This is a genomic window from Clostridium sp. (genome assembly GCF_036569345.1).
In the GTDB taxonomy this organism is placed as follows: domain Bacteria; phylum Bacillota; class Clostridia; order Clostridiales; family Clostridiaceae; genus Clostridium_AD.
Window position 1 is genome coordinate 18033 of the sequence record NZ_DATCQT010000055.1, and the last position, 21382, is coordinate 39414.

The 21382-nt window shown below is 34.6% G+C and carries 11 protein-coding genes; all 11 read right to left on the reverse strand.

Annotation, left to right across the window (positions count from 1 at the left end; translation table 11 throughout):
- Window positions 1-28: 28 nt before the first annotated feature.
- The 11 genes from VIM70_RS05305 to brxC all read right to left on the reverse strand — a co-directional run bounded on the left by VIM70_RS05305 (window position 29) and on the right by brxC (window position 21369).
- A complete protein-coding gene (locus tag VIM70_RS05305) occupies window positions 29-517 on the reverse strand; it encodes a hypothetical protein (RefSeq protein WP_331944693.1) in 489 nt (162 codons plus the stop codon).
- A gap of 102 nt (window positions 518-619) precedes the next feature.
- Window positions 620-1090, reverse strand: a complete 471-nt coding sequence (locus VIM70_RS05310; RefSeq protein WP_331944694.1) for a hypothetical protein — start codon at window positions 1088-1090, stop codon at window positions 620-622.
- 825 nt (window positions 1091-1915) lie between these two features.
- Complete coding sequence (locus VIM70_RS05315; protein ID WP_331944695.1) at window positions 1916-3052, reverse strand: NERD domain-containing protein; 1137 nt, start codon at window positions 3050-3052, stop codon at window positions 1916-1918.
- Between the two features lie 268 nt (window positions 3053-3320).
- Window positions 3321-3707 (reverse strand): DNA topoisomerase family protein, encoded by a 387-nt coding sequence (locus VIM70_RS05320; protein WP_331944696.1) that lies wholly within the window; start codon window positions 3705-3707, stop codon window positions 3321-3323.
- Window positions 3708-3724: 17 nt separating this feature from the next.
- Complete coding sequence (locus tag VIM70_RS05325; protein ID WP_331944697.1) at window positions 3725-5512, reverse strand: PHP domain-containing protein; 1788 nt, start codon at window positions 5510-5512, stop codon at window positions 3725-3727.
- 638 nt (window positions 5513-6150) lie between these two features.
- Window positions 6151-8214, reverse strand: a complete 2064-nt coding sequence (gene brxL, locus VIM70_RS05330; RefSeq protein ID WP_331944698.1) for a protease Lon-related BREX system protein BrxL — start codon at window positions 8212-8214, stop codon at window positions 6151-6153.
- A 12-nt stretch (window positions 8215-8226) separates the two neighbouring features.
- Window positions 8227-10749 (reverse strand): BREX-1 system phosphatase PglZ type A, encoded by a 2523-nt coding sequence (gene pglZ, locus VIM70_RS05335; protein WP_331944699.1) that lies wholly within the window; start codon window positions 10747-10749, stop codon window positions 8227-8229.
- A 1-nt stretch (window position 10750) separates the two neighbouring features.
- Window positions 10751-12259 carry a hypothetical protein gene (locus VIM70_RS05340; protein WP_331944700.1) on the reverse strand — a complete coding sequence of 503 codons (1509 nt, stop codon included), beginning with the start codon at window positions 12257-12259 and terminating at the stop codon, window positions 10751-10753.
- 12 nt (window positions 12260-12271) lie between these two features.
- Window positions 12272-15874: a BREX-1 system adenine-specific DNA-methyltransferase PglX gene (pglX, locus tag VIM70_RS05345; protein WP_331944701.1), complete on the reverse strand. Its 3603-nt coding sequence runs from the start codon at window positions 15872-15874 to the stop codon at window positions 12272-12274.
- Window positions 15875-16033: 159 nt separating this feature from the next.
- Entirely contained in the window at window positions 16034-17740 is a 1707-nt protein-coding gene (locus VIM70_RS05350) for an ATP-binding protein (RefSeq protein ID WP_331944702.1), read from the reverse strand.
- A gap of 17 nt (window positions 17741-17757) precedes the next feature.
- Window positions 17758-21369, reverse strand: a complete 3612-nt coding sequence (brxC, locus tag VIM70_RS05355; RefSeq protein WP_331944703.1) for a BREX system P-loop protein BrxC — start codon at window positions 21367-21369, stop codon at window positions 17758-17760.
- Window positions 21370-21382: the final 13 nt, after the last annotated feature.

Consider the following 21382-nt stretch of genomic DNA (forward strand, 5'->3'; position numbering starts at 1 on the left):
TTTTTCGTGTCTCTCAACTTCTTCTACTCTAATCCTCCTCGTAATCTAGGCTCGCATTTGGGTTATACTTCACTAAATTTAGTAATTTAACAACTTCCTCATGTTCAACACCACTTAAAGGATAATCTCCTAAATCTTTGTCGAGCATTTCCTGCTCTTTAGAATAATAATTAAAGTTTTCAACAGTGAGCTTTTCGGCTCCAAGCCCCTTTAAGTAATCATCATAATCTATTTCTTCATCTTCAATATTAAAAACTATTTTTATATCCTCATCATCTTCATATTCTTCATCGTTGTCCTGTACCTCTTCTCCTTGGTTATCAACATAGTTATCAATTCCATATACAAAAGGTGTGTAGAATATTCTCAATCCTGCCGGAAAATCCTGATCTACGTGCAATATAGCTTTTTTATCATTATACTTAATTAAATAATAGGTATTAGGCCTTTCATCATATCCAATATACTCTAATATTTCTACTTTCTTTAATTTGTCTTTTGCTTCACTAGTAATCATTATTATCACTCCTCATCATTTGTTATATCCTATCTCTAAGCATTGTTAGTTGTATTTATGCATATTTTTATTTCTCCACGCTTAGTTAAATCGTAATATTTCTTATTTTTCAATAAATTTTTTGATATATTTCCCCATAGGTTCATCAAACACATCACAATCATCATAAAGATCTATGGATGGTAATGGTCCTAGAGATGGTTCACCTGAATTCATTGCGGAATTTATGATGATTTCTCCATCCTTATACTTAAGTAAATATCCAATTGTAGTTGAAACACTTAGACTAAAGTTTGAATACTTATCAAGTGTATATTTCTTTCCGTTAGCACAATTAATAGGATCTCCTGAATCAACATCACTAAAGTAAAAATACAGCATTTTCCCTTCTTCCTTAAGTTCCATCTGATAATCTCTTTCTTTTTTATCCACATCATACCCTGGAAAACCACCCGCTTTATCAATCCAAGCCACTGCATAATCAGAATCCATTGTTTTTTCTGCGAAGGTCACCATTTTATTCACAAAAATCTCAAATTTAAATTTTGCAAAAGGGGCACTTATTTCTTTCATTTATAAACCTCCATTTTATCTTTAGTTTGTTTTTAATCTATGAAATTGGCAAGTTTTATCAATTTCCTTTGACATTATATCATTAAAGATAAATGAAATGTAGTGTTAAATATTTCCACATTTCTTACTATTTATTCAATCATGCATACAAGATTATGATTCCATGTAAAACAAACTTTAATAGAGTAACAGTTGTTGATTCTATAAGTTTTATTCTTCCATATTATCCCAATCTGCTACCAAGTCCTCTTGTCTATAGCAAAGCACATAATATAAACGCTTGTCATGATCTTTTAGTTTCAATAAAAATGGCAATGGTAAAAGTTACATTTTCCATTGCCGTTTTCCTATTTATTTTTTAGCTTTTATCAAATTGCCATTACATATGTTATGATTTTTGTCTATGAAATTCAAGCCTGTAATTAATCCATTACCTCCAAGTAATAGAATTCATTAAAAAAATCCAAATCATGAACTATTCCGCTTTTAGAAATTTTTCACTCTTATACATCATTTTTCCCACTAATATGAGCGTCATTTATTATATATTTCATATACATTAGCCTCCGAATTTATTTTATTCTTTCACTCTTATTAATTTATAGAACTTTTCGCATAACCTTATTCGGAATCATTTTCTTTTTTTAACCTTTTTAACTTTCTTTACTGTAGTTAGCATTTCAATCTAGATATGTTTTAAAGGATTCCTATGATTAGAAATCCTTTATAATATTTTCTATTTTTCTACTATTTTTGGAGGTTCTCAACCTTAAATCCTCTTCAATGTTTCATCTGAGCTGCATTTTCTATTTTATGTATAACCCTTTATCTATTCAAAATTTCCAATATTTTTTCCCCATATTTTTCAATTTTCTTATCCCCGAACCCTTTAACCATATGTAATTCACTCTCTGATTTGGGATTAGCTTTAATAAGTGTTTCCATCTCAGCATTATTAAAAACCATATATGGCTTTATTCCCTCATCCCTTGAAGTTTTTAATCTATATGCTTTTAAAATACTATAAACATCTATAGCTGAAACTGCTACCTTAGGTGTTAATTCTTCCGTAATAATATCCTTTTCTTTAAATTGTATTTCCTTAGCAATCATTTTCACGGCGTCTTCGGCTTTTACCTCATCAGTTATTTGGCTTTCAACTTTTCCCTTATTAATCACCTTTTCACTTATATCGAAGTCTTCATCAGTTAATGAGTACTTTGCTTTATTATCAAATTTTATTGGTCTATTATTTTCCACAAGATAATCAGCTATCTCATACATTAGCTTCTCTCTCATTTCCGGATCATTTTTTACAGAACTTAATTCCGTATTTAATAAAGTTGTTAACTGATCATATTTATATATAAGATTTTGAATTACCTTAGGACATTTCGTTTTCTTCATTATTGTTTTAGGGTTGGCAATAATAACCGCGGAATTTATTGGTATAGCTTTAATTATCTTTTCTCTAATTAAGATATCCTTTAATATTTTTACATGTCTTTGATTTTGTGTAATAGGACTATATATGCCTTCTTTCTTAATAGCTTTCCCAGCATTACTTTTTATAGTTCTTATAAAGTCCCCATCAGAATTAATCTCTATATCTCCATTAAGTTTTTTAGTTTCTAAAACATAAATAAACTTATAAGTTATTAGGACAAAATCAAGTTGAGCAATATAGTCCTCAAATTGTAATCTGATATCATGCAGACATAACATTGGGATAAATGAATTTTGAAGCTCATAACTAACATTGTTCTCTCCATCTAGACCATACTTTAATAACATGATATCTCTATCAATCAATCTTTTTTTACCTGAAACTACCTTATTTGAAAGTTCAATTAAGTCTTTCAGTTGTTCATTATCCCTAGTGAATTTTTTAATAAATATAGGCTTAGTCACCGTTTTCTTACTATTAATAATTGCAGAAATCGCATTTTCTAAAAATGACATTCTCTTGCCCCCCAATTCTTTAAGTAATATATTAACATAATACCATATCTATCCCAAAATATTAACTAATTGTTATTATAACCATCATAAGGTTACATGCTTAAATTGCACACTATACAATAAACGTGCTGCAAAGATTAATCTTTGCAGCACCTATCATCTGCTATACCTATTGTCCAAATTTAATACGTAAAAAAAAAGAAGACTTAATATGTGCCTTCTCCACACTTGTTTAAAATTCGGCTAAATTTAGCACCTCTTACTTCCTTCAATGTGTTCTTTCATCATTTGAAAATTGAAATTCTAAATTAGTTGTTTTGTTATTTATTTTATTAGCTATAGATTCAAATTTTATAGTGTTATTGCAATATGGATAATTGATACATCCGTAAAATTTTCCATTTCGTCCTGATCTTTTCACCATATAGCTACCACATGAGGTACATTTAACATGATCATTTATAATCTCAAGTTGCTTAAATGTTAGGTCACATAATGGATAATTACTACAACCTGAAAATTTATTATTATCTAAGTTGTTCTCCCTTATTACCAGATGACCCTTTTGGCATCTCGAACAGCTCTGAGTTTCTTCTACCTCTTGGATTCCATCAGCAAACTTTTGATCAATTTTTAGCAAACATAAGTTGTCCATTTCATTTCCAACTTATGTTAGTTCCTCCGAGGTGCTAGGAGGTAACTGGAAGTTAGCTTCTTGCTATCAATTAGAGTCTTTCTGCTTGATGCTAATATCTTCTTCTCATTAGATTCCTTAACTAACTTATTGTACTCTTCTTCTTTACTTTTAAAAATTAATTGCCACTCAAGTATTTGCGAATCAACCAAATTATAAGTTACCATGATTTCATTCTCAGAATTTTTAAGTTCTTCTAGCAGCTTACTCTGGCAATTAACTATCTTCTCTTCAATTCCACATATTAGACCATCACTTTTATCTTCAGCATTGATTTCAATTGAATGGGCATTTTCAATTTTTGTATATGTTTCTACTACAATATTTTTCAAACTTTCTATGTATTTTAATTGGGAGTTAAGAAATGTATTTTTAGCCTCACATACTTTATATTCATTTAGCGTATTGTTATCAGCCTCATTGCCACCCATAGTTTTATCTATTTCGTTTATCTGTTCCTGTAATGTATTAAGGTCCCTTTCAAGACTCTCCAAAGTAAAATATGATTTATTTGAATCTCCTAATTGTTTATCATTATCATTCAAATTTTGTTGAAGCATGCTTATAATTCTATTTTCGTCATGCAAGTCGGTAAATCCATCTATTAATAAAAGCTGCGCACCTTCATCCTCTGCTGTCTTTATAACCTCCATTTGACTATATGCAAGAATTGGAAATAGTTCCTTGATGTTACCGTTATATACTTCATCAGTTATTAAATTCTTGCAAGCATATTCGCCCTCTAGAGTACGTTTTATCATGTATGTAGTACCGCTCTCCTTTTGGAAAACAACTTCAACAGAATTCTGTACTCCTAATCGTTTTTCAAGTTTACTCTCATGGTCTTTTAAGATATCTTTATTACTTGAGTTCTGATCAAATGCAAATCTAAGTAGTTCCACGATTAATGACTTCCCAACACCCTTTCCACCAATTATGCTATTTAATCCTCTATGAAATTTAATATTCTGAAACTTTAAAAAACCCTCTGATGCTTTAAGACTAAGTATTTTGGGATATAACGCTTCTTGAGCATATTCCATTTTCTTAATTCTAACCTTTGAATCTATAAAACATTGTCTCAACCCTTCTATTGTAATTTTATTACCTAATTTAAAGTAAGAGCAACTAGAACCTAAGCCCTCAATCGAATGTTTTATTGGCTCTTCAGGATCAGGATTATCAGAAGCTTGATAACAAGCTGGTATTCTAAAGAATCCATTTTCCTTAGTATAATCTGCTGGTAAATCACCGCTTGACGTTTCAACCGCATCGTACCTTGATTCATTAAATAATCTTCTCTGTGGGTTACCAGTAAAGGTTGTATATGCACCCTTTATTCCATCAATATGTGCAAGTATAGCTAATCCATCTTTTTCCTTTATAATATCAATAACTTCCGCTGCTCCAAGTTTGCATATTGCATCTGATTGACCCTGCTCTTCTGCAGGTATCTTTAATGCTCCGAGTAAATTTTGTATATCTTCAGTACCTTTATTTTCATCTAAAATTGCAATTATGTGTATACCTGGGGAAACAGTTATTTCAACACCAGGAAATATAGTTAAAGGCTTACTTATTGCTGCTTCCTTAGCCTTATCTATCCATTTTCCCGTGTTATGATCAGTTATAGCTATGGCCGATAATTTTTTATTTATAGCTGCATTCACAAATTCTTGTGGTGTTATATTTTTATTTTTAAAACATTTTGATTCTGGCGTATGTGTATGTAAATCTACCTTTTTAAATAATAAACCTTCCCCCATAAAATCATCCCTTCACTGTGTATATTTTTCAAATATAACCTAATATTAACACTATTATACAAAACTTGATAATATTTTACAAGAAAATATATAACTGAATTCTAATTTAATATGCTCTCTTTTCTACTCAAAAGTACATCTGAAATAACGTTCCACTCTATCCTTTTAAATTAGTTTGCCCACAAGTTGTTATGTGCAGTTTTGTTACCAATTTGGCAAACGACAAGCCCTAGAAACCTTACTTCTTATAGGCTTCTATTTGTGCATGGTAAGTTAGCCCAAGATATGTCCAACTGGTTTATAATAGCCTATACAATCTAGTATACTTAGTTCAACATCATCTTTACCTATCTAACTTTGATATTAACAAACCCTAAAGTAATCATAGCTTTAACTAACTAATTAGCAAATTTCTCTGAAGTAGTACCTACCTAACCCACGCCTCTATCATTCCTCATCGTTTACCATCTATAATTCCTCTGGTTATATGGTTTAACTTCTTAACAAAATAATACTCTGATGTATTCTTCTCAGTTTTTACAATAAAGTATAATCTCCTCTATTTATATAAAAAATAATAAGCACAGATCTGAACATTCTAGCTCATCAATCCCCACTTATTACTTTTATAATTTTAACTATTCAACCCCCAATGCTTTAAATACAGCATCCTCTGGCGATTGATAAAATATCAGATTAAATTTACCCATTAACTCTGGCGGTACTGTCCCCATATCCATCGCTGATGTTATTGGAACCAGAATCTTTTTAGCACCACTATCAAGACATACTTGCAATACATTTGCCAAATCCTCAACCTTTATAATTGTTCCACCAATGCTTAAGTTCCCAAGTATAGCAAGGCTACTGACTATTGGTTTTCTCATAGCTGCTGAACATAACGCAACAAGTGAAGGTAATGTCAGTTGGTTAGTCATTCCTATCCCATTAATGTCTTGCACATGCATTAAGTAATCTTTTGAAACCATACTAATTGATCCACTGATATTTTTACTATTAGCTTTTAGATATCTAAAGGCAGTATCCACAGATTCTTTAACTTCCCTATCTGAACCAATGCCCGTATGCTCAAATTTACCTGAACCAGATACCATTTCAACCTCTAGTTTAAATACTCCTATCATACCTGATTTGCCATGCGAAACAGTATATAGTTGACCTGGTTTATGGGTACCTTCTACAATGAGTTTACCACCACCTTGTTCTGGCACGGGTACAAATTCTTCTGCAAGGGTTTCATTGTCTATATAAGAGAAATTAACATCATAAAACTCCATACCACCTATTTTCTTGAGTTGCTCTTTTACTCTTCGTCTACATTCAAGTGCAAATCTAAGTATCTCTTCAATGTCTTCTTTTTCAAATTTACCATGTGGATAAATGAGTTTAACTAGTCCCGAGACCATCTTTCTTACTGCAATAACATCTCTCTGATTTAAATTATTACCTAATTTAAAGTACTTATCAAAAGCGTCAGCAAAAGACCTCTTTTTAAATTCCCTCATAAACTCTGATAAATAATCCGTTATAAAGCCATAATCATCAGTAAAGAATTCAGGTCTATACTTAGGGATTTCCCAGCCTGGAACATAGCAATGCATTCTATCGAAAAACGCACTGTCATTTGACATGGCTTCTGGAAATGGATCAAACAAATGAGAAGTTTTTAAAAGAACATCCACGCTTTGATTAATATTTCCTATAAATACCATTGATGCTGATGCGCTCTTTTCTTCTTTGCCTCTAGAAAACGATCCCGATGCCATATAATCTTTCATAATTTGAATTCCATCTCTATCCTTAAAAGTCATACCTGCAACTTCATCAAAAGCTACACAATCCCACATTCCTACAAGTCCCACAGTCTTATTGGCCATATTATAAAACAAATTGGCAACCGTAGTCTGACCACCAGAAACCAGTATACTATTGGGCGAAATCTCTTTATACACATGTGATTTTCCTGTACCTCTAGGTCCAAGTTCACATAGATTAAAATTATTTTCAACTAAGGGTATCATTCTTGCTAGAAGTAGCCATTTAACTCTATCCGAAAATTTTGAGGCTTCCATCCCTACAGATCTTAGAAGTACGGTTATCCACTCTTCCTTTGAAAACTGGTCTCTACCAGTTATTACTTCTTCTAAATCAAGATTTGGCATTTGAATAGGTGTTAACTTGTTAATTAAAAATGGGCATCTATTGTTATCTGCTTCATCATAAAAATATTCCAATTGAACTATACACCAAATTCCTCCACATAGTAATCGCTCAAATTGTGAAGGATAACTTTCTGAAATAGGAACATTTTTTATCCCTAAATTAGAGAATTCGGCCTCATATCTATCAACTTTATAATTTAGTTTTACTGATATCTTATCTATAACAGTATAACTCCCCATTTCACGTAACTTTGATATGATTTTTTGGGCTTCATCTGGGCGCACAAAATTGTCTGCAAGTATATTTTTCACATTCTGTACGCCCTGTTCGATAACATCTTCATCTGTACTTGAACAATACATACCAAGAAGATACTCTAGCACATAAACTGGAACATTGGCGCCTTCTTTAATTTTTTTGGTAAGGTCTTTTCGCACTATTTTACCATCAAAATAGGTATGCAATTTTTCAAAAAGTTCATCTTTTCTAGTTCCAATTTCCTGTTCTGACTCACTCATGCTCTCGCCCCCTTATACGTTAAATCCAAAGCCGTTGGCAAAAGCAATATCCATTACCACGCCATGACGGAGGACTTCCAAATCATTCTTTTCATCATAAGCCACCAGATAATATCTCTTGGCCTTATCATACTGTTTATTCTTAAAGTTAAACCTTAAACGGAAGATTCTCTTTTGAGGATCAACATCCTTTTTATCTGCAACATAAATGCACTCATTTGATATCTTCTCATTGTCTTCAGAAATAAAGAAGACCTTGTAGCTGGTTGACTTAATCACATCGCTGACAGGTTCCGATTGAATGAAATCTAAGGAGGAAATCAGGTTTGTAATTTTTTGAACCATGCTGACCAGCATAATCTGTGCCGCACGCGTTTCCATATACCCTTTTTCAATTTTAACATCAATAACAGGCACAATCATCTCCTGAGGAGAAGACCCACCATGTACAAAGTTCTGTCCACCCCCAGCTACCTTAAACACATTTGAATTGACAGGGAAAGATACCACTTTATTGTCGGCATTATCAAGGATTTTACCCATAGATACAGATGCAATTCCATCATCCTGCATTGGCTGTTCTGAGACGATAAAACGACGATTGACAAAAGCACTCTTACCAGCAGCATTTGCAATCTTATCACTCTCTTGCAGTTTATCACGTTTATAGATAAATCCATGATCAGCTGTCACTATAAAATGATAGGTATTTGCACTAACAGATAAACGCTTAATCAAAGCAAAAATTTCTTCAATTGCTTCTTCACAGGCAGTAAATACCTCATTTTCTGTATTAGGCTTATCACCACGGGCATCAATCTGGTTGTGGTAAACATAAACTACATCCATGCCAGTTAACACATCACGCATCTGCGCTTGTTTCATAGTTTTCATATCATCAAACTGAATGCACCTGCTGTTAGGAGAATATTTTTTTAAGATTGCTTCACGCTGTTTCAAATCATCACAATGCATATCATCAACCAACACCTTGTAATCATCTGTCATTGTAAGTCTCTTATGAGGAAGCAGAACTGCCATTCCAAGCCTTGTATAAGACGGCAGTACGCTCAGCATAGCATCCAATTTAGCATTACATTTTTCATCATCCTGAAGTTTCAAGAAAAGCGAACGCCCAACTTCATAGCGCATTGCATCAGAAATAATAAGAACAACTCGGTCCTTACTAGAACGGATATATTGATTGTAGAAATTTCGCTGCAATGGAATGGTAGTCAACATCTCCTCACTAACCAGACAAGAATTCCACTCTGGAATCACTTTGGACAGATATTCATTGGTGTAAATATTTTCTACCAAATCACGCAGTTTCTCAAAGGATGTATTTTCACTTATCTTGTCATAGTAATAATAAAACTTTCTATAGTGGTTATCGATCAGGCAGTCGGAATCAAGATACTGATCCACAATATCTTTTAAGCTTTCCTTACAATGATATTTTGCTGCCAAAATCAAATAATATGCATTCTCCAAAAGGAGATACTGAACCTGACAGCCTTCTCCAAAATGCTTCTTGCGTCGATCCTGACAAATATCTGGAATAGTAAGGTCACCCAGCTTTGCACCGCTATCCTCATTTAAAAGTCTGTCATTCACCCAACTAATAATAAAAATGTCTATTACTGCAAATGTATCACAGTCAATTAGAGTCTCTGGACTATAGTCCTCAAAAGCAGCAGCTACATTTAGACCCTTGGCAACATAGGAAGAAATTTTATTATATTTCTCTCTATACAACACATTGTTCATAAGGTTATCTAGAAAAGCAATAATGTTACCAGATTTAAAGGACACAAAACTTTTCCAAGCCTGTGGTAGTTCTCCATGAAGATATCGTTCTGTATATGTAACAAACATAGTAACTGCAAGCTTTTCAAGTGTAGCTTTCACATCGTTATAGCCAAACTGTTCCTCGCATTGGCGCCAGAAGGCAGCAAGAAGATCATATTTTTCAAACTCCGCAAGGAACTTATTTTCTTCAAGGCGGTCATCCGTCAAGACAACACGAACAACCTCATCGAAAAAGGCAGTTCTGGTCTTACAGATAACGCTCATGAGAGCCACTTCAATAGTTTCTTTGGTGAAATTCTCAATCTCTAAATCATAAAATTTCTGAGTACGATCCTTAGCTGCAAAGAACTTAATATATTTCTGAATTACCGGTTTATATTTTTCATCAATTCCAAGATCAACCGTGAGCAATGATGCACGGTCTGCGAAAAATCGCTTAGAATATAGCATAGTATCTTCCAAATGATTATCCCCCACATTGGGACGTGGGAATGGAGCATAAATCAGATAGTTGGTCGTACAATCCAAACGCTCTAAAAAGTATTTTGTATAGAACTGATTGTCTATCTCTAAGTGATACACCTTGGCGTTGACCAACTCCAATATATCAATATCCTCAGCAAACTCCGCTTTGTCATCATACCAAAAGACAAGTTTTCTGGTTTCACCGGTGAATTCAGCATTTAGCTTATCTGTTATCTGTTTGAGGTTTAATTCAGCCATCTTATTCACCTGCCTTTGTTTTATCTGCATCCTCAAAAGGTCTGAGTAACTTAGCTACTTCTTGACACGCTATTTTTTCAGGCGTTCCTTTCCCCAGAATAAGGATAAACTCATTTTTAAATTGAATCACAAAATCAATAAAATCATACGGCTTCCCTTTCGTGTGCTCTTCATTATCAACGTCTATCTGTTGCTTGATGAATTTCCAGAATACTTCACTTTTAACTTTTGAAGAAAGGAAAGTAACGGCTTCTACTAAAGATAGTCCCGTAGTGCTTCCTGTAGGTGGCTTATAGAATCCAATTTCTGTTTGATAGTTTTCTGGGGATTTCAAGACGTCAATAAACTCACGATTTGATATCTGATAACAGGAGAACAACTCGCAAAAAAGTGTTCCAATTACTTGTTCTTCATCTGCATCAGGTGTTTCATTGATTTTGTCCATTGTCATCATTAGTGAGATATATTTGTCATTACTCAAACGACAAGCCCAATAGACAATAGAATATAAGTCGAGAATTATTTCATTTGCAATAGTTTGCAGTTCTTTTCCTAAGATAATGCCATTGTGTGCAACTTCGTTACGAAGATCTGGGACATCAAATGCAAAATAAGGATAAACAGCTAATTCCATAACTCTGTTCTCTCTAAATACTTTTTCGACTTTCTCTACCAATGTCCCAGCTTTATTTCCAAGTTCTTTTTTTGCCATTATAGAGCAACAATCATAGAACACTCCTTCCAATTGAATCACTGCAATGGCAACGAAAGCTTGATATTTCTTTTCATTAAACAGTTCAACAAGGGTATCAAAGATTTCAATTCTTCTGGAAAGGTAATGATTGCTTGATACCTTGTCTCGTACATATTCAATACAGTGGTTTTCAGTCACCATTCGTGCTATTTCCTCTTTGTAATTCTCAAAAGAGGAAACTTTCAGTTTAATATACTCATTTACAGTTTTTTCTACTTTAACAAGTTCAATACCCGGGATAAAACGTATCTTTGCTTCCGTGCTAAAGTCATGCTTAAAGTCAAAATACCTCTTGAAATGAGCATATTCATATCTTCCATCAAGGAATAGCATAGTTAGCTTATCATCTTTTCGTTCGACATACTTATATGACTTGTTTTCAACAACAAAATCAATAAGTTTATCACTATAAAAATCAATAATTTCTGTTTTAGCATTTTTATTTAATCCAGCAAAATACCGATATTTTTTGTGCTTATAATCTTCATCTGACAGGGTAGCAGCATCAAGTGATTTTAACTCAGCTAAACTTTTATCTATTTCCCTCAAATCATTACGAACACGCTCAGAAACAAAAATATAATTACTAATTATATTTTCGATCTCTATTTCACTTATTGTCTCTCCTTCAATCTGTATTACCCCTAAAAGTTCCTTGCAAAAGTCTTTCTTACTAAGTGATGGTAAATCTTCTTTGAATACCAAGTTTGGTAATACTGATTTTAGTTTATTGCTAGCCAAATTTTCATTGCACATCGGTTTTCCCCCTCAAATTTTCGCCAGCACTGCAAGTTTCTTGCCATCGGTATCAGTCTGAATTTTTTCGTAATTCACTTTCACACCGTCATCCAAATCAATGGCGATACGTGCAAGAGCCAAATGAGCAATTTTCTCATCATATTCTTTGGTTTCTTTAAGTTGTTTAACAAGCTTTTCTTTTCGTTTTGTAGCCGCTGTCATCTCACGTGCATCTTTGCTGTTTTCTATGATTTCCTGCATCCGTAAAATCTCACTTTCATAAATCCGTTGCATCCGATGAAGGTAATCAATACGTAAATTGCCAATGGTATCCTCATTATATCGGTGCATGTAGACAATAGCTTTAAACCCATCCGCTTTACCACTGTCAAACTGCCAATATATAGGACGCTTCTTATAAATCTTGCAGTGATCTTTGAAGAAATCTTTCAGAAAGTAACTGCGTATGATTTCACGTGAACTATTGCCCTTGTTACCCAGAGCTTTTGCAATAAAATCAAGGTTTTCTTCTAAGTTTTCTGTTCCAAATGTCTTTTTTAAAAAAGTGTATAGCAATCCTACAACATCATCTTCAAAGTACTCTTCGTCGGTTATTGGAAGAATATTATCTCGATCTGGAATAAAGGTGCTATATTTGTTGACATCCCATTCACCACCAGCATAAGCAAGACCATCGATATCAATGCTATAGCGGCCAAACATACAACCAACTACATATGAAATGAAAGAACGAATATCACGATTAATATCCGCCTTACGAACTGATACATCTTTATCATCCACTTCTGAGTTAAGTTCCTCCTGGAGCTCAAAAATACTAATAAAAACACGATTCACCTCTTCTTCATTAGCTTTAAGCTTCATAAATTGTGTTTCTTTATACTGAGACCACATTTTAAAAGCATTGTTGATTGTATCATCCGTGTTATAAAGTAAAAATGGATGTTTTAAAAAATCCCATGATGTTTCAAAAGAATTTGAATCATCTTTTGAAATGAAAATGTTGTCAACCACAATATCTACAATTTGCTTTCTAAATACATTCGAAGGGCAAATTGGAACAGCGGAAATTACTCCGGTACTACAGTTTATTGTTGGATTGATAATAGAAAGAATTTTACTAACAACTCCTGAGTTCAAATATCCTAATACATAATAATTGTCATCTTCTGAAAAACACATCGGACCTGCATCTCCCAAAACGAAACCTTCTGGCAAATATCTGCATGAATAAACTCCTGGAGTAATTAGGCCCCAAGTTAAACCATTCTTGAAAAAAAACTGTGTATTCTTACAGGTACGAGAATAACTTCCATATAACTGAGATGCCAACTCTTTAACCTCAAATCCATTATCATACCAGTTGATTAAATATTCAAAATTCCCATACCATTTTCTATAGCCACCACCCTTGCTATATGGAAACCATTTTTCAGAATACACTTGCTTATCACCATGCTTTCTTGAAAAATAAGTCTCTTTTAAATTAACCTCATACCAAAACCTAAGGAAACGATTATTATTATTAGTTGACATTCCAAGTTTTGTTTGATAAACATCTCCAATTTTTTCATAATTGGAGAACATTGATAAAATGCCTTTTTCAATCCAATACGCTACAGGTTTATTAGGGATTGTAAAAAACTGCTTTGCTTGTGCTATATAAATGTTATCTTTATTGAAAAATCCACGCTCTTTTTCGTCTTGACTGTTATACTTAACCAATCTTGAAAAGGAACTATTATAATTGTCCATCGCTGAATTGTTTAATACGAAGGCTACCGTCTGAACGACCTCTCCACCTATCTCATCAAAAGCTCGAGCGCCTAAATGAGCCATATTTGTGATTGTTGTTTGGCACAATATTTCTTCCCGCATTGTTGCAAAACTTGCTAAAAACATCCAAGAATGCTGCGTTATCATTGCTTGATATCTATTTTTTTTAGTTAACTGTATGCATCTTTGAATGAACACAGCAAACAAGTCCAACTTGCTATTAAAATACTCCTTTTGAACGAACTCAGTTAACTTCGCATCCATTCCCTTATTTCCCATGTAAGGTGGATTTGTTACTACTACATCATATTTTTGCGTCATTACAGCAACTATTTCAACCAGTTGAATCAATTGCTTCTGAGTATCATCCAACCCAATAGCATCGAGTGTTAACTGTTCATCCATGCCAACATTGCCTACAAATCTATAAAGTAAATTCAAATCTAACTGATTAATATTGAGAATAGAACCATATTCCTTTGCATCATGCATTGTGTCCAACAGATACTGCATCTGCGTTAGGGCAGAATTCTTCTCAATATCACTCAATCCTACTCCAAAATATTTCAGCTGCTCACGGTTAATCCCGTTGCTTTCCTGAATGGCATAAACATGGCTGGAAATCTTACCTTTCAAAATACGGCGATTATATTGTCTCGCCTTCATCGTTACAGCAAAATAAGCCAACTGATAAGCACGGTTATCAATATCAAGGCCATATATATTTTTCTCAATAATGTTCTTAGCCGCGTCCCGCTGACTATATCCATAACTTTCATAAATCTGCATCAGCACATCAAAAGCATACACCAACATGTGACCACTGCCCATGCAAGGGTCAATAACCTTAATATCCTCTGGCATTATCGCTTTATATTCTTCACGTATAGCAGCCAGCTGCACCTGAACATCCACTTCTTGATCAGCCTCATCCAGATAATATTTCCACTGAGATTTCAGGGTATCATTTGGATGACCTTCCACCCAAAGACGTCCAAGGCTGTTCTCTACCATGTAGCGAACAATCCAGTCAGGAGTAAATAGCTGCGTAGCCGCCGGAATACGCTGCTTGTTAATTTTCACATTCTTTTTAAGCAGTGCAAAGGTCTCACCCTTCGGTTCTGTATTGTAATACTGATACATCCAACCGATGATTTCAACCTGACCTTCTTTGGATACATTGAAGTCAGCCTCCGAGATATCATGAATCAGATGATAGACCACACCGTCCTGATCAGTGAAAGACACATTCATCAAAAGCTCAGTAAAATCATTGGTTTTTTCAAACAATGCAGGTAAAATGGAATTTAAAGCATTGCACTGCTTGATAAACAGCATACGGAAAAGTTCATCCAGCTGATTCTCATTTTTCAGCTGTACGATGCGGTCTTTTTCATAAGCAGTATAGTCCAAGTCGGCATTCATGGGATTAGTGACCAAATCCGGCTCAGACTTATTGCTACTTTCTGAGGAAAGTACTCTGATACTAGTTGGTAGATAATCATTCACTTCCATGAAGCGCACAGCAATTAGACGGTTAAACCAAGTGTAGGCAACTTCCTCCACCAAGCTCTGATAAGCGGTTTTGTAGTCAGACTTCTTGGCTTTTCTATGAATTTCTTCAGCCAATTTTTTGCGTTGTTCAATCTCAACACCAGCAATGGAGTAAGGCTCCTTTGTTCCAATATCAAAAAACTTAACAGTCTGCGTGGACTGCGGCAAAGGACTTTTAATCTCTTTTTCTGTAATTCCAAGTAATCCGGCTTTATATGTTATTTCAGCGATGAGCTTATTTCTTGCCCATATCGCAAAGTTTTTTATCGCTGTTTTATTCATTGCATATCCTCCTATGATCGACTAAAGATTGACTAAAGATTGGTTAAACATTGGTTAACTTAATCCTTTTAACCAATACCCAATTAGCTGTTTAAAAATTTTCTTAGTTAAAATCTTGGTTAAATCTTGGTTAAATCTTAGTTTAACCAATGTTTTTAATCAATTTTTAGTCAATATCCAGTATGATTTTTGTTGATTGTCAGTGTCTGTTGTGATAATTCCCTCACGTTTCATAGCCGTCAACAGGTTACGAACTTTGTTTTCCTTTTGTTTTTCATCCAACACATCTGGCAATTTACTGAAGAGCAGTTCCATGAAATCTTTTTTCTTTCCTTTTTTCCATTGTTTTAGATAATCCACAATTAGCTTTTTATAATACTCATCATCAAAACCTTTATTTTTAATATACTGTGCCTGCTCATCAATGGCTTTGGAAAGTGGTGCAGATAAGTAGAGATTTGGAGCTTTTCCCTCAACAACGCCAAGTTTCCGAATTCGCTTGGTATCTTCCTTACTAATTGGTTCATTTTTCTGTATGCGATCAATTATATAGACTGTATCCAAATCAAAGTCTGGATTTTCAAACAGAATACGAGTATAGTTTTCGTTTAGCACCTTGCCATAAACAGCAACTGATACTTCACCTTGCCTAGAAAAGTCATAATCTGGCATTGGAAAAAACTTTTCTTTTTGAATTTTATAGACCTTACGAATACCCATGCTAGCCGTATCAATCATGTAAAAGCTTGACATTGCCTGTGTCAATAACTGATTCCTGTAATACGGTGGGGAGTAGCTCGGTACTAACACAGGCTGGATTTCTCCGGGTAAAAAGCTGCCCGGGTTAGTGATTTTAACCTTATCTTCAAATTCATTTACATAGATTCTTCCACCAATTGTATAGTCCTGATGAGCGATACAGTTGTTCAAAAGTTCTCGAAACATCCAAGAATCGTACTGCTGAGTTTCCGTTGGAAACAGCGTCATTTGATTCGGCATATACCTGTAAGTCAGATTACGAATTTTAGTATAGACCTTATCTACAACAGTCAAAAAAGGGATGTTAAATATTTCATAGTCCTTATCATTACCCTTGGAATCGTATAGTCGCCACATAATGTGCGGCGAAAAATCCAGCAGATAATCAAAATCACTGTTTCCAAGAAGAACCATTGCAGCATTGGTTATCTGACCGTCAATAATAAGTTTTAGCTTTGTCAAAAATTCCATATCCGTCATAGCATTTACTTCTTCTTCAATATGCGGTTTATTTGCCCGCTTCTTATAATTTTCACGAGCCATTACAATTGCATCATGATCTAGATACTCTATCTTTGCGCCTTCTACAACCTGCTTTGACCAATCCCGTTTTTTTTGCCCTCGAATACGATCTATTTCCTCCTGTGACAAATTAGTTAATGATTCTCCATCACGTCCGTAATAACGATTTTTCCATCCGGTAGGTATTGCAGTCACCGCAGACGGAATCTTAAACATAACCACACGTTTCTGTTTACCATCAACTTCCGGGTATAACTCAAATATATCCATGAACGAAATGCCTCCGGTTGTGCTGGTGGCAATTTCATGTTTAAGTTTTTCTAAAGATTTCATATCTTTGTAGTTGGTTCCAATAATATGGTGATCTTTATCCTGCACTCCAAATATGAGCCACCCATATTGTTTGTTCTTTAAATTTGCTTCATTGCTGATTGCAGAAAAATATTGTCCAAGCTTATGGGTATCATAATTGCCCTTAGCTTCTTTAAACTCCACTAGTTCATTTTCACACCGGGAAATCAACATTGACAGCGTTTCTTCTAAAGTCTTTTGGTTTGAATCATTATCCATAAAATAATCAGCCATATGCTTCCTCCTTTACTTTAGAACTCAATATTTACAATTGTATCATCAGCCAGCTCGCTCAAAATACGTTTTTTCAGAGCATCTATATATTTTTCAACGTCTTCAGCAGTTTCAATACGCCAAGAAGAAGAGACAGTAATAGACTTGATGCTGATATTTTTCTTTTTCTTCACTTTTAGCTGAGGCCCAGGATCAACAGTTTTGTGACCATTATTTTCATATCTAGCCTGTTCTTCTGCAACATGATCAGCTTCAAGCAATTCGTCTTTTTTATCTATTTCATTTAGCAGACGGACTTTTAGAGCATCGGCTTCAACCTTTATATTCTGCAAGGTAGCAACATTGTTACAATGAGTGGCCTTATCATGAATTTCAGTAAAAAGTTTGAAATAACGATCACTTAGTTCTGACTTATATGACTTAGTATCAAGGATTTCGAATACCCTGGTTCTCGCATCATCAATAGCTGCAATTATCGGAGCTTCCATTTCTGAAAGAACACGCATATATGCATCAGTATAGTTATCTAGAAGCTCAGGAAGTTTCGGAATATCACCGTATGGTAAATCTTTTCTCAGAATAGCCTTAACAGAACTAACATATTCTTCAACCTTATCATCCACAATAAAAGTCTTACTTTCATCGTAAATCTTTATCAATCGCAAAGCACGTTCAAATATGCTCTTCTGATCACCGGCAAAAAACGCTTTAACAGGTTCATATTCCTCAGCAAAGTCAAAATAGTCCTCCCTGTCAGACTTAATCTTCATAAAAAACTCCATAGGAGATTGAATCTGAATGACCGCACGAAGCAAGCCCTTCCCAGTTGCAACGGTCTTTTGCCCCGGCAACTTCTGACTATTATACATGATTTCAAATTTCTCCAGCTCGTTGATCACATTTTGGCTATAGCTATTAAAGGAACGCATCATAGAATCATCGTCATCATTAACACTCGAAACGCCAAACAATTCTTTCATTACTTCACGCACAGCCTTTTTCTGTATATCATTAGGTTTTTCACGACGTTCTGTTAGAAGCTTTTCAACATATTCTTTCTTAGTAATATAACGGATAATTTCTTCCTCAGATTTATTTAGTATAGTAACACTGCTGCCATTTACAGCAAATGAAATATCCCCACTCTTAAACAGCTTTGCAACCAGCCATTCCACATCATCCTCCACGAAACCATAAGGAGCTTTCATGAAGCGATCCATCAAACTTTTCATGGAAGTCTTCGTATGCATGGATGAATTGCTAGCAATATAGCTAAGCATGTCATTTAATGCATTAACATTCGGTTCTGCTCCACCTACAAGCGTCAGTGTCTGCTGACTTGAAGTCTTAAATAATACCCTGATATTAGCTTCACCCATTACAGCATCAATATAAGGTAGCTTGTGGTAGACAGTGGACACAAGTCGGCTAAGAGCATCATTAATACGTGATGAAACTTCCTTGGAGCCAATCTGTGCTTTATCACCATTAACATATATATCCGCATTTTTCATTGATTCCAAAAGAAACAGCTTTGCATTGCCACTTCTTTCACGCATTTCCACACGTTTCGCTTCTTTAATTTGCTCAAACTTAGCCAATGCATTAGAAGTTGTAAGCCTCAGATATTTTTCAATTTTCAGTGCACTTCTCAGTTCATTCAAAAATGCAGAGTCGTTTGGCAATACTACAAGAACTTCCTTGCCCTGTCCAGACATCATGCGAAGTGTTGTCTCCTCATCACTATAGTCAGAGTTCGGGGTAAGTACCCGCACTCCGATATCATGGTTCTGATTTGTCTTATATTGACGGTCGTCTACAATCTGATTAAATGAAAAACTATACCGTCCACTAAAAGCAGGATAACGATATTTTTTATCTTTAAATATATCTTCAAAAATTAGTTCAGATACTTTGCTGATAACCTCATTCATTTCAATAGGCTGTCCTTCAATTTCACGATTGATCTCCTGTTCCTCATCAGTTAGAAAGACATAAATATCACCATTCTTCTGAACCAGCATCTGACGAACAAGAACTTTAATAGCTTCCTCAACATCCTTCTTCAATGCAATACGGTCGGTATCAATTTCAGAAATCATAAGGCTAGTAATATTATCAATATTGGCTTTAATCTCTTTGACGTATTTAACCATAAAGAGGGTTTTCAGTACGTTGACATTGAAACACTCAACTTCATGATCAGGATTGATATAATTATTGTCCATTGCTCTCGTAATTACACCCTTATGGCTATGATCTAAGAACTGATGCAGTGCATCATAAAAAACATTAAACGGAATCATCGCGCCGTGTTGCTCATTCATCAGTTTCATAGCCGATTCTTTAAACAAGGCAAGCATGGACCTCTCACCCTCAGATAAATGCTTGCCGGATGCTCCATGGGTTCTTATGGAAGTCAATACGCTTGCAAGCAGATTGAACTGATAAGGCACAAATGGGTAAACAGCAGCAAAATCATTTTCATCAGTATACAGCTTTTTCTCAACACCATCATTGAAAACGATGAGGTTTTTGATGATGGTTGCCTTTTGCTCATAGAGCAATTTCAGTGTCTGCTTAGCAGTAGTTGTTTTATCCAAAATTCTTTTCTTTATAACTTCATCCACGTTAGCTGAGGAAAGAGAAAGCCTAGTATCAAAACGCCCCTGAATTTTAGAGAAGTCATTTCCCTTTATCTTGGTTATGGAATCAATATCCTGCTGGCTAGTTACTACAATCCAGACCTTCCCCTGACATGCTGTTCCCAAATCTTCTGTCACAGTTTGCAGGTTAAGCATCAATTTAGAATCATCACCTATATACTGACCAATTTCATCCGATAAAAAGACTATGTGATGATTACGGCCTTTACTATCAAGGTATTCCTTAACCATTTTGGCAAAGTTCTCGATGCTGATATTATAAGGTTCCGTTGCTTTTTCACACCAGTTTCGAGCAGCCGCCTCACTCATAAATTTCATTTCATCCAGAACATCAACAATACTATCCTGAATAAAATCAAATTTATGTCTGGATTCTTCCCATTTTTTTCCAAGATCTTCTTCGAACAGTTTCTTAAATTCTTCATAACGGCCTTTTTCAGTAAGCTGTCTTTCTAGGTCAGCAAGAAATGGAATAGAGCCACAATAGCCCTGCATTTCATTAAATACTTTCAGAAAAACAGAGACAATAGCATCCTTGGATTGTTTACCTGTCATTTCACTCTTAGAGTCAATGTTAAACAAGACAACATCCGTGGGAATACTAGCAGCAAGCTTCATGTCTGCAAGCACCATTGGATTAACTATTTTATTATCCTCTACAAAATAGTCGATTGCTTTTTTACCATTAACTTCTTTGTCCTCAAGAATGTATGACAAAATCTTCAAGAAATGAGATTTACCACTTCCAAAAAAGCCTGAAATCCAAACTCCCATTTTATCGGTATGACCATTTATTCCTCTTTTGTAGCTTCCAAAAAAATCTGCAAAGTGTTTCTGCAGTTCTCGAGTAACAACATATTCTTCCAATTCCTGTCGAATATTTTCATCGTCAGCCTGACCAACTTTAATAACACCCTTGATATCTCTGTCAATCGACTTTGCGAACATATCTTTAATTAACATATCCTTTATCCCC